Source organism: Pseudodonghicola xiamenensis DSM 18339 (assembly GCF_000429365.1).
In the GTDB taxonomy this organism is placed as follows: Bacteria; Pseudomonadota; Alphaproteobacteria; order Rhodobacterales; family Rhodobacteraceae; genus Pseudodonghicola; species Pseudodonghicola xiamenensis.
Genome location: NZ_AUBS01000002.1, coordinates 179,882 through 191,993 on the forward strand (window position 1 = coordinate 179,882; position 12,112 = coordinate 191,993).

At 64.4% G+C, this 12,112-nt stretch carries 16 protein-coding genes; 5 read left to right on the plus strand and 11 right to left on the minus strand.

The window, feature by feature from the left end; genetic code table 11:
- Positions 1-143: 143 nt before the first annotated feature.
- Positions 144-491: an antibiotic biosynthesis monooxygenase family protein gene (locus G455_RS0103760; RefSeq protein WP_028092461.1), complete on the minus strand. Its 348-nt coding sequence runs from the start codon at positions 489-491 to the stop codon at positions 144-146.
- The gene (locus G455_RS0103765; protein ID WP_028092462.1) at positions 488-805 is read right to left on the minus strand and encodes an NIPSNAP family protein; all 318 of its coding nucleotides are present in this window, start codon (positions 803-805) and stop codon (positions 488-490) included. The genes G455_RS0103760 and G455_RS0103765 overlap by 4 nt, the downstream gene beginning before the upstream one ends.
- A 72-nt stretch (positions 806-877) precedes the next feature.
- On the opposite strand from G455_RS0103765, the gene G455_RS23250 reads away from it, so the two are divergent.
- Both G455_RS23250 and G455_RS0103775 read left to right on the plus strand, forming a co-directional pair.
- The gene (locus G455_RS23250; protein WP_035366068.1) at positions 878-1,582 is read left to right on the plus strand and encodes an ArsR/SmtB family transcription factor; all 705 of its coding nucleotides are present in this window, start codon (positions 878-880) and stop codon (positions 1,580-1,582) included.
- A gap of 142 nt (positions 1,583-1,724) precedes the next feature.
- Complete coding sequence (locus G455_RS0103775) at positions 1,725-2,630, plus strand: LysR family transcriptional regulator (protein ID WP_028092463.1); 906 nt, start codon at positions 1,725-1,727, stop codon at positions 2,628-2,630.
- A gap of 154 nt (positions 2,631-2,784) precedes the next feature.
- On the opposite strand, the gene G455_RS23255 is transcribed toward G455_RS0103775, so the two are convergent.
- From G455_RS23255 to G455_RS0103805, 6 genes are all read right to left on the minus strand, one after another.
- Positions 2,785-3,648: a LysR family transcriptional regulator gene (locus G455_RS23255; protein WP_035366070.1), complete on the minus strand. Its 864-nt coding sequence runs from the start codon at positions 3,646-3,648 to the stop codon at positions 2,785-2,787.
- A gap of 63 nt (positions 3,649-3,711) precedes the next feature.
- A complete protein-coding gene (blaOXA, locus tag G455_RS0103785; protein ID WP_154664335.1) occupies positions 3,712-4,524 on the minus strand; it encodes a class D beta-lactamase in 813 nt (270 codons plus the stop codon).
- 123 nt (positions 4,525-4,647) lie between these two features.
- Positions 4,648-5,604 (minus strand): OmpA family protein, encoded by a 957-nt coding sequence (locus G455_RS0103790; protein WP_028092465.1) that lies wholly within the window; start codon positions 5,602-5,604, stop codon positions 4,648-4,650.
- Between the two features lie 3 nt (positions 5,605-5,607).
- Positions 5,608-6,180 carry a peroxidase-related enzyme gene (locus G455_RS0103795; protein WP_028092466.1) on the minus strand — a complete coding sequence of 191 codons (573 nt, stop codon included), beginning with the start codon at positions 6,178-6,180 and terminating at the stop codon, positions 5,608-5,610.
- The gene (locus tag G455_RS0103800; protein ID WP_035366073.1) at positions 6,173-6,922 is read right to left on the minus strand and encodes a GNAT family N-acetyltransferase; all 750 of its coding nucleotides are present in this window, start codon (positions 6,920-6,922) and stop codon (positions 6,173-6,175) included. The genes G455_RS0103795 and G455_RS0103800 overlap by 8 nt, the downstream gene beginning before the upstream one ends.
- Entirely contained in the window at positions 6,922-7,644 is a 723-nt protein-coding gene (locus tag G455_RS0103805; protein WP_028092468.1) for a competence/damage-inducible protein A, read from the minus strand. The genes G455_RS0103800 and G455_RS0103805 overlap by 1 nt, the downstream gene beginning before the upstream one ends.
- A 61-nt stretch (positions 7,645-7,705) precedes the next feature.
- Here G455_RS0103805 and sfsA point away from each other — a divergent pair, with 61 nt between their 5' ends.
- Together sfsA and map are read left to right on the plus strand one after the other, a co-directional pair.
- Complete coding sequence (gene sfsA, locus G455_RS0103810) at positions 7,706-8,404, plus strand: DNA/RNA nuclease SfsA (RefSeq protein ID WP_028092469.1); 699 nt, start codon at positions 7,706-7,708, stop codon at positions 8,402-8,404.
- A 114-nt stretch (positions 8,405-8,518) separates the two neighbouring features.
- Positions 8,519-9,331 (plus strand): type I methionyl aminopeptidase, encoded by an 813-nt coding sequence (map, locus tag G455_RS0103815; RefSeq protein ID WP_028092470.1) that lies wholly within the window; start codon positions 8,519-8,521, stop codon positions 9,329-9,331.
- A 96-nt stretch (positions 9,332-9,427) separates the two neighbouring features.
- Here map and G455_RS26340 read toward each other — a convergent pair whose 3' ends face one another.
- The 3 genes from G455_RS26340 to G455_RS0103830 form a co-directional block, all read right to left on the minus strand.
- Positions 9,428-9,589 carry a hypothetical protein gene (locus G455_RS26340; RefSeq protein WP_154664336.1) on the minus strand — a complete coding sequence of 54 codons (162 nt, stop codon included), beginning with the start codon at positions 9,587-9,589 and terminating at the stop codon, positions 9,428-9,430.
- A 142-nt stretch (positions 9,590-9,731) separates the two neighbouring features.
- Positions 9,732-10,292 (minus strand): 16S rRNA (guanine(966)-N(2))-methyltransferase RsmD, encoded by a 561-nt coding sequence (gene rsmD / locus G455_RS0103825; protein ID WP_028092471.1) that lies wholly within the window; start codon positions 10,290-10,292, stop codon positions 9,732-9,734.
- On the minus strand, positions 10,289-11,500 hold the full coding sequence (locus G455_RS0103830; RefSeq protein ID WP_028092472.1) for an NAD(P)/FAD-dependent oxidoreductase: 1,212 nt from the start codon (positions 11,498-11,500) through the stop codon (positions 10,289-10,291). Before G455_RS0103830 ends, rsmD begins: the two co-directional genes overlap by 4 nt.
- A gap of 95 nt (positions 11,501-11,595) precedes the next feature.
- Between G455_RS0103830 and G455_RS0103835 the strand changes: the two genes are divergently transcribed.
- Positions 11,596-12,084 (plus strand): peroxiredoxin, encoded by a 489-nt coding sequence (locus G455_RS0103835; RefSeq protein WP_028092473.1) that lies wholly within the window; start codon positions 11,596-11,598, stop codon positions 12,082-12,084.
- Positions 12,085-12,112: the final 28 nt, after the last annotated feature.

Here is a 12,112-nt window from a genome sequence, read left to right on the forward strand (position 1 = left end):
TTGGCCCAGGCGCCTCCCCGGGGCTACGCCCGGTCGCGGCTGAAAACAGTCCACTGGACTGTTTTCCGGGCGCCGCTCACCCCCCCTTTTTCTGGCTGCAAATATCCCGGGGGAACGGCCGCAGGCCGTGGGGGCAGAGCCCCCTACTCTCCATGTGCCGCCCGGCTGTCCCCGGGGGCCTCAGCCCGCTCGGTCATGCCATAATCGCGCAACACATGGGCGACCCGCAGCCGATAGTCGCGAAATAGCCCACCCCGCCCCTTCGCCTGCGCCGCGCGATGCGCCGCCAGCGCCCGCCAGCGTTCCACCGCCTCCTCATCCTTCCAGAAGGACAGCGACAAGAGCTTGCCGGGCCGGGTCAGGCTTTCGAACCGCTCGACCGAGATGAAGCCCTCGATCGCCTCGGCCAGGGGGCGCATCTCGGCGGCGATGTCCAGATAGGCGGGCGTCGCGCCCTCCATCGGTTCCACTTCGAAAATCACTGCGATCATGATGCCCCTCCTCCCGAGGCCAGTTTCAGAAAAGTCCGCTCCTCACGCAGAATAAACCGCTCCTTCTGCGCGAAAAGATAATTCTCCCGCCCCAGCGGATCGGCGGCCAGCCGGGCGCGATAGGCCTCATAGACGGCCAGGCTCTCGATATTGTAGATGCCATAGGCCAGCGTGCTCGACCCCTCGTGCGGGGCGAAATAGCCGATCAGATCGGCACCGTTGCGCGGGATCGCCCGCCCCCAGGTGCGGGCGTACTGGCGGAACTGGTCGTGTTTGTTGGGGTCGATCTGATAGCGGATCACGCAGGTCAGCATGGGCTTTCTCCTTGGTCTGAAGCCCCCTTCTAACCGCTTGCGCCGCGTCAATGCTTCGCCCATGATCGAAGCATGAAGGAAGGACCAGATATCGCCCGCATCGCCGCGCTGATCGGCGACCCGGCCCGCGCCAACATCCTCACCGCGTTGATGAGCGGCAAGGCCCTGACCGCCAGCGAACTGGCGGCGGAGGCAGGCGTCGGCCTGCCCACCGCCTCGTCGCATCTGCGCAAGCTGGAAGAGGGTGGGCTGATTGCCCTGCGCAAATCGGGCCGCCACCGCTATTTCACCCTCTCGGGCGGCGAGGTCGCCCGGGTGCTCGAGGCGCTGATGGGGCTCGCCGCTGGCCATGGCCACGTGCGCAGCCGCACCGGCCCGAAGGATAACGCGCTGCGCCGTGCCCGGGTCTGTTACAACCACCTTGCCGGCGAGATGGGGGTGGAGATGTATCAAGCGATGCGCGCCCGCGGTTTCGTGACTGACGAAGGCGGTACCCTGACACTGACCCAAGCGGGAGAACGCTTCATCACCGGGCTGGGTGTCGATCTGGCCACCCTGCCGCGCAGCCGCGCACCGCTTTGCCGGGAATGCCTGGACTGGAGCGCGCGGCAATCGCATCTGGCCGGTCAGCTAGGCCGGGCACTGTTCGCGCAATTCATCGCCAATGGCTGGGCGCGGCGCACCGAGGGCAGCCGCGCGATCCGCTTCACCCCGGTTGGAGAAACCGCCTTCGCCCGCGCCTTTGGCCGTGACGGCGCCACGGTCAGCACTGGCTGAGCCGCCAGCGCCCCACGCCAAACGTCGTTTCCACGTCATAAACGATACCCGTTAAAATCCCGAGAATATCCCATCCCTGCCCCGATCTTGCCCAGATTGGTCGCGATAACCGGTTGAAAGACAAGACACCGAGGATCGTGGGATGGACCGACTGACCGAAATGGAAGCCTTCGCCAATGTGGTGGATCAGGGCGGCTTCACCGATGCGGCCAAGAAAATGGGGATCTCCAAATCCGCCGTGTCCAAACATGTCTCCAGCCTCGAAGCCCGGCTGGGCGCGCGATTGCTGAACCGCACCACCCGCCGGGTCAGCCCGACCGAGATCGGCCTGGCCTATTACGATCGCGCCCGCCGGGTGCTGAACGACGCCGGAGAGGCCGACGCGCTGGTCACGTCGATGCAATCGGCGCCCTCAGGGCTGCTCAGGATTTCGGTCGCGACCGATTTCGGGGTGAACCTGCTGTCGCCGATCCTGTCGAACTTCCTGTCGGATTTCCCCGACATCACCGTCAACATGGTGCTGAACAACCGTTACGTCGAACTGATCAGCGAAGGTTTCGACATGGCGATCCGGATCGGAGAGCTTGAAGACAGTACCCTGCGCGCCCGCAAGCTGACCGAAACCACCAAACGGCTGATCGCCAGCCCGGACTATATCCAGAAATTCGGTCGGCCGCAGAAGATCGACGATCTGAACGAACACAAGCTATTGCATTATTCCAACCAGTCCAGCGGCAACGTCTGGAAGCTGACCGCCCCCTCGGGCGAGAAGCGCCAGGTACGGACCTCTGGCTGGCTGTCGGTGAATGATGGCCAATCCCTGCTGAACGCTGCGATCTCCGGGCTCGGCATCGCGTACCTGCCCAGCTATCTCTACGCCCACGCGATGAAGGACGGGCAAGTCGAGGATGCGATGCCCTCGCTCCCTCAGGAGACTCAGGGCATCTATGCCGTCTACCCGCCGGGCCGCTTCACCCAGCCCAAGGTCCGCGCCTTCATTGATTTTCTGGTCCATGCCTTTGCCGAAAAAGGCCCGACCGACTGGTAATTGCCTGAGCCGAAATCTGTTTCCCTTGGCGTCCAGCCTGCCCCTGTGGCCGATCCGTCTCAAGATCGCTCACGGGGGCTTTTTTTATGCTCGGCACGAACAGCGGCCCAATACCTCCTCCGTCGGACATTCTTCAGGTCAGCCGCCTCCGGCCTCAGCGGCTTTGCGCAATCTGCCCCTCAGCCGCGAGCGACCATACCCGCCTGGCGCGACGGGATGCCCTCGGTGCACAAAACAGCGAAAGCCTATAGCCCAGCCCCCCAGTGTCCGACCGGGTGGCCAACCGCCCCGCCGCGACATCGGCCTCGATCAAGGAAGCAGGCAGAACCCCACGCCCGCGCCCGGCGATGCAATGCGCCCGGATATCGGCGGCCATCCCATGCGGCACCTCCTCCGTAACCGGCAGATCGGAACGGCAAGCCTGCCAGATCCGGCCGATATAGGTCAGCGGGTGCGACACATGCAGCGGCAATGCGGCCTCTCCGGCCCCGATCGGTTCAACGATCACCAATTGCTCTGTCGCGATATCAGCACAGCGAAAGACGGCGAAATCATCATCTATCGGCACCTGCGGGTGACGGGTGACAATGGCGAGATCGACCTCGGATTGCGTCAACATCCGCGCTGCCATGTCGTGATTGGCGATCCGCGGCGCGAAATAGACACCGGGCAACGCCTGCGACAGCCGTTCCTTGAACTCCGGAAAGATCGTGACAGTTGCGCTGTGCGGCATGACGATGGACACCCCGCCCTCGTTCGGGCTCCAGGGGGTCGAGGCGCCGCGAAACATGTCGATCTCGGCCAGGATCTGGCGCGCCCTCGGCACGAAGTCCTCGCCGGCCTCGGTCAGCCGGATCGGCCGGCTGCGGCGGTCGATCAGAAGCCGGCCGAGGTATTCCTCCAGCGCCCGCAACCGTTTGCTCAGGTTCGATTGGGTGGTGTTTCGCTGCGCGGCGGCCAGCGTCAGGTTCAGCCGTTCCGCCACACAGAGGAAATCCCGCAATTGTTCGATATTCATGGCCCCGCCATTCCCTGCCCGGGGCAAGAAGGCATCCCCGACCGGCGCAGTGTCAAGGCGGACTCAGTTCAGCGCACCATCCGGCCCGAACAGCGCCATCACCAGACCGCTGCGCGCAATCCCCCCCGGAAAGCCCGAGGTCGGACGGGTGTCGAAGCGGACAAGGCGCGCGAAGACCACCCGGCGAGACCCGTTGTCGGCCCAGCCGACATACCAGCCGAACGGCTGCCCCCGCAACAACTGGCCGGCCTTGTCAAAGGGCAGCCCGGCGCCGGTCTTGCCATAAAGGTGCCAGCCGCCCGGCTGATCACCATTGTCCATCAGCAGCCAGGTCTGATCGACAGCGAAGGCCGAGACCGGCAATTGTCCCTCGATCATGCGGGTGAGGAACGCGACCTGCTCGGCGGGAGAAATCTGCAACGACGAACTCAGCCACGCGCGGGTCAGGCCATTCGCCTTTCCCGCATCGCCCGAGACATCCATATTCCCATAGTCGAAGGCCGCGACATAGGCGGCGAAACGGTCAGCGCCGAGTTGCTCGGTCATCCGCTGCGAATACCACACCACCGAATCGCGCATCCAGCTTTTCGGAGTGGTCACCTGCCGCCAGACCGGGTTCCAATCCGCATAGCCCGGCTTGAACGGCCATTCCGGCGCGTCCGGCGAGGTCAGGATCCCGGCGTCGAACCCCATCAGGCTGATCGCGACCTTGAAGGTCGATGCCGATGAGATCCTGTCATCGCATTGCCCCTGACGCACCAGAGGGGCAGAGACGCCAACCTCCTGCACCAGGGTGCAGATCACCCGCTCTCCGGCGGCGGCGCCCCCCGTGACGGCCAGAAACGCCGCCATGAAGATAAAGATTATCCTGCCCATTGATGTCTCCTTGCCTGCCCCCCGCGATAGCGCGCGGCGCGGCCCGAAGTCCAAGTCATGTTTCGACTGATCGTGCCGCAATATGGAATGGAACGACGCGGCCGATATCAGGCAGCAGGCGGGTCAGCCCGCCGGCAGCAAAACCGCCTCGACCCGGCGGTTTTGTTCGCGCCCCTCGGGGGTGAGGTTCGAGGCGCGCGGCGCCAGATAGCCGACCCCTTCGGCACCGATTCGCGCCGGCTCGGCGCCATAGGCGGTGATCAGCCGGTCGCGCACGGCCCCGGCCCGTTGCCGCGACAGCGTCAGATTACCTTCGAGCGCACCGACGCTGTCAGTGTGACCGACCAGCACGATCCGATAGCCGCCATTGGCCTTGAGAAAAGCCGCCAGCTTTTCCAGCGAGGCATAGGGCCCCGCCCCAAGCGTGCCGGCGCCAGTGCCGAAATCCAGATCCGAGAGCACGATATGCCCCTCAGACACCAGTTGATCTGTCAGTGCCTCCCCCGTGGCTGCGGCAATGACCGGCGCTGAGGTGGAAGCGGCGGGAGCCGGGGCAGTTCCCTCCTCTTCCTGGGCAGCGGGGCTGACATGAATTTCCTGAATATAGGCGCTGCTGCCGGTGCGGCTGATCAGCAGACTCAGCGCCTCATCAGCACCGCGAATGGCCGAGACGAAACGGTAGTTGCCCAGATCGACATGCATCTGCGGTGCCTCGGCCACATCGGTGCCGAAGCGGAAATCGAAGCCACCGCAATCGCGCGCGGCGCAATCAAAGATCACCAAATAGCCCGCCGCCCTGAGCTGATCGCGCAGCGGGTCCAGCAGCTGCAGCGGCGTCGCGGCGCTGCCGTCGATCCGCCAGGTCCGGCGCGCCACCCGGCCCTCGAAACCGCGGGCCGGCACCTCTGCCCCGTCAAAGCCAGCCACCGGCAGATCATAACCGCCCAGCGGCACGATCCGTTCCGACAGCAGCCGCGCCGCCGCCGGCATCTCCAGAGCGGAGGCATTGCCTGACCACAGAACGGGCGCCGCCATCAGCAGCGCCCGGGCCCCGATCTTCCACCATCCGCTCCGGAGCATTCGTTACCTGTACATCCCGTGATATTCGTCGTTGGGCCACATCCCGGTGGCGCTGGCCACCCGGTTGGTCATGTTGAAGAAGCCCGCGACATTGGCGATATCCCAGATATCGCGATCACTGAACCCGGCCTCGCGCAGCGCCTGCCGGTCGGCCTCGACGATGGTATAGCTGGCCATGGTCGCCTTTTCGGCGAACTCCAGCATCGCGCGCTGTCGATCATCCAGCGGCGCCACGCGATAGTTCATCACCAGCATCTCGCCCAGCATCGGATTGCCCGACAACTCACGCACGGCAGCACCATGGGCGACCTGGCAATAAAAGCAGCGGTTGATCGACGAAACCACCACCGCGATCATCTCGCGTTCGAGCTTGCTCAGCCCGCTGGGAGCCAGCATCAGATCGTTGTACATCGCCGAAAAGACGTTCAGCTTGTCGATGTCGAAGGCATTGGCCTTCAGGACATTCGGCACCAGCCCCAGCTTGTCCTGGCAGATGTCGAAGTATTTCTGTGTCGCCTCGGGCAGCGGGTCGACCATCGGCAGGTCAAGCGCGGTGGCGGCTCTCTCTTCAGTCACTTGCAATCTCCTCCTTTTGCAAGATGCGGTAGTGGTAGGCCCCCACTACAGACATTCCGAGAGAGGAATACAAGGCATTCGCCCCGACATTCGCACGGGTACAGACCACCGAAAGCGTATGGGCGCCATTGGCCCGCGCCCAGAAGGCGGCGCCGCGCATCATCCATCTGGCCAGCCCCTGCTTGCGCTGATGCGGCAGTATTTCCAGCGCGTGCAACATGGCAATGCCGTCGTGGATCGCCACGAAGGCCGCGCCGCCCGGCTTGTCATTGAAGCGGGCCAGCAGCCCGGTCTTGGGGCCCTGCGCCCGCTCCATCACCGCCAGCCGCGCCGGGCCGACCCCACCCTCGGCCCAGATCTCGCGCATGATCTCCAAGGGCTCCCAGACCTGCAATACGGTGACCCGGGGCACAGGAATATCCGTCAACGTCTCGACCGGCGCGGCATAGGCCTGAACCGGATCCATCACCTGATAGCCGCGCGCCGCCAGCATCTGATCGAGCATCTCGTCGCCCGGACGGATCATGAACAAGAGGCGCTGATCCAAAGCCCGCATGCCTTCTTCGGCGCGCGCGATATCGGCCTCGGTCACCGGCCCCATGGCCGAGGTCGCCGAGACCCGGCTGCCGCCGCCCAGCCCCTGCCGCAGCAGCCAGGGGCCATCGTGGATATAGCGCGCCGCCGGCCAGGTGCCGTCGACAGTGGCGAAAAGCCAAGGCGCCACGGCCTCAGCCGCCGCCATCACAGACCGACCTCGCGCGCCAGACGGGTCATCGCGGCGTCGATCTGCGGGCCTTCGGTGCCGCGGATGACAATATTGGTGCCATAGACCCCGTCCTTCTGGAACGGGTAGGAGCCGATGGAGAGATCGGGGAAATCGGCGGCGAGCGCTGCCAGCGGTGTGGCGATCTCGCCCTCGCCGCGCAGCAGGCGCAGGCTTTGCGACAACAGCGGCGCGCCGCCGGTCAGATGCGGCAATACGCTGGCAACCATCGCCTCGAACACCGTCGGCACGCCAGCCATCACATGGACGTTGCCGATGGTGAACCCCGGCGCGGTCGACACCGGATTGTCGATCAGCGCGGCACCGTCCGGGATCCGCGCCATGCGCAGGCGGGCCTCGTTCAACTCCGCCCCGGTCTTGGCATAATGGGCGGCCAGCAGCGCACGGGCATCGTCGCGCACCGAAATCGGCGTATCGAAGGCGGCGGCGATACTGTCGGCGGTGATGTCGTCATGCGTCGGCCCAATGCCACCGCTGGTGAAGACATGATCATAGGCCGCGGACAGCGCGAGCACGGCGGCGACGATGGTGTCGCGCTCATCGCCCACGACGCGAACTTCCTTCAGGTCTATGCCCTGCCTGGTCAGCTCCCCGGCGAGGAAATACATGTTGGAATCGCGGGTCCGCCCCGAAAGGATCTCGTCCCCGATCACAAGCATGGCTGCGGTTGGATTGCCCATGGTATCCGTCCCTTGCTGCGCGGTCTTGAAGGGCCGCGCCGGCAGGTATAGGCCGGGTTTCATGCGCTTTCCAACCCCTCTCGTCCCCGCCCGGCTGATCCGACGTTACAAACGGTTCCTGGCCGACTGCCGACTGGAGGACGGGCGCGAGGTGACCGCCCATTGCGCCAACCCCGGGTCGATGATGGGTCTGGCGGAGCCGGAGATGAAAATCTGGCTGGAGCCCAACGACGACCCGAAGAAAAAGCTGAAATACGGCTGGCGATTGGTCGATCACGAGAACGGCCATTTCACCGGCGTCGATACCTCGGTCCCCAATCGCGCCCTGAAGGCGGCCCTTGAGGCAGGCGAGGTTCCTGGCCTTGAGGCCCCTGTGGTACGGCCGGAAGTGAAATACGGCGAAAACAGCCGGGTAGATTTCCTGCTGTCCGGCGCCGGGCAGGACACCTATGTCGAGGTCAAATCGGTGACGCTGAGCCGTCAGCCCGGCTTTGCCGAATTCCCCGATGCCAGAACCGCACGCGGGCTGAAACATCTGGGAGAGCTCTCCGCCATGGTCGCCGCAGGCCATCGCGCGGTGATGCTCTATCTGGTGCAGCGCACCGATTGCGACCGAGTCGGCATCGCGGGTGACATCGACCCGGCCTATGCCGCAGGCCTTGCCGCCGCGCGCGCCGGCGGGGTCGAACTGCTGTGTTTCGATTGCCGCATCTCGCCCGAGGAGATCACCCTGGGCTACGCCCTGCCCTTCGTCGATTAGGTCGGCCCCGTTGCACCAGATGCAAGTCTGCCGACCATCCGGGCGCGCCTCTGGCACTTTCCCGCCGAAGTTATTAGATACAGGCATAATCAGGCAGAAAGATGGAGCCTACCCTTGAAAACCGAACTCAGCGGACATCTGAACCGGGACGGTATCCGAATTTATCAGGACGCCGACTTTGCCGGCATGCACAAGGCCGGTCAGGTTGCCGCCAAAATCCTCGACGAGATGGCCGAACATATTTTCCCGGGCCAGACCACCGGTGAAATCGACCGCCTCATCGAGGAAAAAGTGAATGCGGCCGGTGCCACCTCAGCCACGATCGGCTACAAGGGGTATAAACACGCAAGCTGCATCAGCGTGAACCATGTGGTCTGCCACGGCATTCCCGGCGACAAGAAGCTGAAGGATGGCGACATCCTGAATATCGACGTCACCGTGATCGTCGACGGCTGGTTCGGCGACACCAGCCGGATGTATGTCGCCGGCAAGCTGTCCCGCAAGGCGGAGCGGCTGCTACAGGTCACTTACGACTCGCTGATGATCGGTATCGACATGGTCAAGCCGGGCAACACCTTCGGCGATATCGGCCATGCCATCCAGTCCTATGTGGAAAGCCAGCGGATGAGCGTGGTGCGCGATTTCTGCGGCCATGGTCTGGGCCAGGTGTTCCACGACCGCCCCAACGTTCTGCACTATGGCCGGCAGGGCACCGGTGCTGTTCTGGAAGAAGGCATGTTCTTCACCATCGAACCGATGGTGAACCTGGGCCGCCCCGAGACCAAGACGCTGGCCGACGAATGGACCGCGGTGACCCGCGACAAGTCGCTGTCGGCGCAATATGAACATTCGGTCGGGGTAACCGCCGATGGCGTCGATATCTTCACCCTGTCGCCAGCGGGCAAATTCCATCCGACCTACGGATGATCGGCGCCCGAGACACTCCGGACATGAAAAAAGGCAGGCTCAGGCCTGCCTTTGTCATATCTGCCCCGGGGAAATGGCTCCGAGGCCGCGATGCCCTTACTGCGCGTGCAGCGACATTGCCTTTTGCACGTGAAGGGGCGCTTCCTGATACCGTTGGGAAACCCGCTGCCCGCAATCGGCGGCATAAAGCGCCACCGTCCCCGCGACCAGGGCAGACAGGGCGATCCCGCCCAGAAGAGACACACGCAATCCAGTCATTATTCTCGCTCGTCAGTCTTGTTCTTGTCGTTTTTGTTCTGCGCGGGAAATAGGCATGCCACCCGGAAAATGCGAGAGCTACAGGCGCGAAAAACGCTGCGCCGCAGCGTCACAAATTTGTTACTTGGCTGAAAGACGGAAACTATCCCGCCGCATCGACCTCAAGCAGGGTCATATGGGTATCGCCGTATTTGCGTCGCTCCAGCAGGGTGAAGCCCACGGGCGGCTCCATCGGCGCGCTTTCTTCCCAGACCACCAGCGCGCCGGGTGCCAGCCAGCCCCCGGCCAAGGCGGCGTCGAGCGCCTTGACCCCCAGCCCCATACCATAGGGTGGATCGAGAAAGATCAGGTCGAAGGGCACGCCCTCGTGCGGGCCCAGCTTGATGGCATCGCGGCGGATCAGCCGGGTCGCGCCCTTGCTGCGGGTGATCTCGATATTCTTGGCGATCAGCCCCTGCCCCACCCGGCCGTTTTCCACGAATGTCACCTCGGCCGCACCGCGTGACAGCGCCTCAAGCCCGAGCGCACCGGTGCCGGCGAAGAGATCGAGCACCCGGGCGCCGGGGATCACACCGTAATGGGTCAACACCGAGAACAGGCTTTCGCGCACCCGGTCGGTGGTGGGGCGCAGATGCGCCCCGGCATCCCCCTTGCCGACCGAGGCAAGCGTACGGCCCCGAAACTCTCCTGCGATGATCCTCACGTCCGCATCAACCCCTTGAGGTCGACCCCGGGATCGCCAACCAACGCGGGATCGGCGCTCTTGCCGGCGTCGATCAATCGCTTGCCGACCATATAGGCGCGCGGATCGTTCATCGCGTCCACCGCCAGAAGCTGAGCGCCCTTGAAGTACCAGAACGACGCACTCAGCCCCTCGCCTCGGCGCGCGACGATATGGTCATAACCGGCATGCAAGCCGGCGATCTGCAGCTTGACGTCATATTGATCAGACCAGAACCAGGGCTTTGGCACGTAATCCATTCCGGCGCCAAGCAGGTTGCCGGCAACGCATTCGGCCTGATCAATCGCGTTCGGCACGCTTTCCAGCCGCAGCCGCCCGCCCTTGTAGGGGAAAGACGCGCAATCCCCCGCCGCCCAGATATGCGGTTCCGAGCTGCGGCCCAGCCCGTCGACCTTGATGCCATTGTCGATCTCGAGCCCGGCGGCCTCGGCCAAGGCGGTGGCGGGCGCGATGCCGACACCGACGACGACAAAATCGACCGCCAGATCGCTACCGTCCGAGAGCACCGCGCCACAGACCTTGCCATCCGCGCCCACCAGCCGGGTCAGCCCGACGCCTTCGCGGATATCCACCCCGTGGGAGCGGTGAAGATCGCGGAAATAATCGCTGGTCTCGGGCGCGGCCACCCGTTGCAGGATGCGGTCGGCCATCTCGACCAGGGTGACCTTGACGCCACGCTTGGCGCAAACCGCAGCGGCCTCCAGCCCGATATAGCCACCGCCGACGATCAGCGCATGGGCGCCTTCGACCACGGCGGGAGACATGGCATCGACATCCTTCAGGGTACGCACGGCAAAGACCCCGCCCAGATCGCCACCGATCGCCGCCGGCAACAGCCGCGGCTCCGACCCGGTGGTCAGCACCAGATCGTCATAGGCGATCACCTCGCCCCCGACCGTCACGGTCTTGGCCACAGGGTCGATGGCGCTGACCGGCTGGCCCAGCTTCAGGGTGATGTTCTGATCGGCATAGAAGCTTTCCGGCCGCAGGAAGAGACGTTCCAGCGCCATGTCGCCCAGCAGATAGGCCTTGGACAACGGCGGGCGCTGATAAGGCGGCACCGGCTCGGCCCCGATCAGGGTGATCTGGCCTTCGAAACCATCCTTGCGCAGCTTTGCCACCAGAGAAGAGCCGGCCTGCCCGGCCCCAATCACCACAATATGGCTCATCCCGCACTCTCCCGCTGTCATTGCCGTTTCCCTTTTCCGCCCCGACACTATCTTCACCAGCGGGCGTAACACAATCGCTCGAGAAAGGAACACTCATGACCATCAAGACAGGCGACACCCTGCCCGAGGCAACGCTGATCCGCTTCGGCGACAATGGCCCCGAGCCGCTGGCGCTTTCCAACCTGACCAAGGGGCGCAAGGTGGTGATCTTTGCCGTCCCCGGCGCCTTCACCCCCACCTGCCATTCCGCCCATGTGCCCAGCTTCATCCGCACCAAGGCCCAATTCGACGCCAAGGGCGTGGACGAGATCATCTGTATCGCCGTCAACGACCCCTTTGTCATGAAGGCCTGGGGCGAGGCGACCGGCGCAACCGCGGCCGGGATCACCATGCTGTCGGACGCGCAAAGCGCCTTCACCACCGCCATCGGCATGAATTTCGACGCGCCCCCCGCCGGCCTGATGGCACGGTCGAAACGCTATGCCATGCTGGTCGAGAACGGCGTGGTCACCGTGCTGAACGCAGAAGAGAATTCCGGCCAGTGCGAAATCTCTGCCGGCGAAGGCCTGCTGGACGCAATGTAATCCCCTGCGTCCCCCAAGCCCCCGGGGG

Coding starts and splice junctions, on each gene's coding strand:
- G455_RS0103760 (WP_028092461.1), bottom strand. CDS start 491: ATGATCGCAGTGATTTTCGAAGTGGAACCGATGGAGGGCGCGACGCCC.
- G455_RS0103765 (WP_028092462.1), bottom strand. CDS start 805: ATGCTGACCTGCGTGATCCGCTATCAGATCGACCCCAACAAACACGAC.
- G455_RS23250 (WP_035366068.1), top strand. CDS start 878: ATGAAGGAAGGACCAGATATCGCCCGCATCGCCGCGCTGATCGGCGAC.
- G455_RS0103775 (WP_028092463.1), top strand. CDS start 1,725: ATGGACCGACTGACCGAAATGGAAGCCTTCGCCAATGTGGTGGATCAG.
- G455_RS23255 (WP_035366070.1), bottom strand. CDS start 3,648: ATGAATATCGAACAATTGCGGGATTTCCTCTGTGTGGCGGAACGGCTG.
- blaOXA (WP_154664335.1), bottom strand. CDS start 4,524: ATGGGCAGGATAATCTTTATCTTCATGGCGGCGTTTCTGGCCGTCACG.
- G455_RS0103790 (WP_028092465.1), bottom strand. CDS start 5,604: ATGCTCCGGAGCGGATGGTGGAAGATCGGGGCCCGGGCGCTGCTGATG.
- G455_RS0103800 (WP_035366073.1), bottom strand. CDS start 6,922: ATGGCGGCGGCTGAGGCCGTGGCGCCTTGGCTTTTCGCCACTGTCGAC.
- G455_RS0103805 (WP_028092468.1), bottom strand. CDS start 7,644: ATGGGCAATCCAACCGCAGCCATGCTTGTGATCGGGGACGAGATCCTT.
- sfsA (WP_028092469.1), top strand. CDS start 7,706: ATGCGCTTTCCAACCCCTCTCGTCCCCGCCCGGCTGATCCGACGTTAC.
- G455_RS26340 (WP_154664336.1), bottom strand. CDS start 9,589: ATGACTGGATTGCGTGTGTCTCTTCTGGGCGGGATCGCCCTGTCTGCC.
- G455_RS0103830 (WP_028092472.1), bottom strand. CDS start 11,500: ATGAGCCATATTGTGGTGATTGGGGCCGGGCAGGCCGGCTCTTCTCTG.
- G455_RS0103835 (WP_028092473.1), top strand. CDS start 11,596: ATGACCATCAAGACAGGCGACACCCTGCCCGAGGCAACGCTGATCCGC.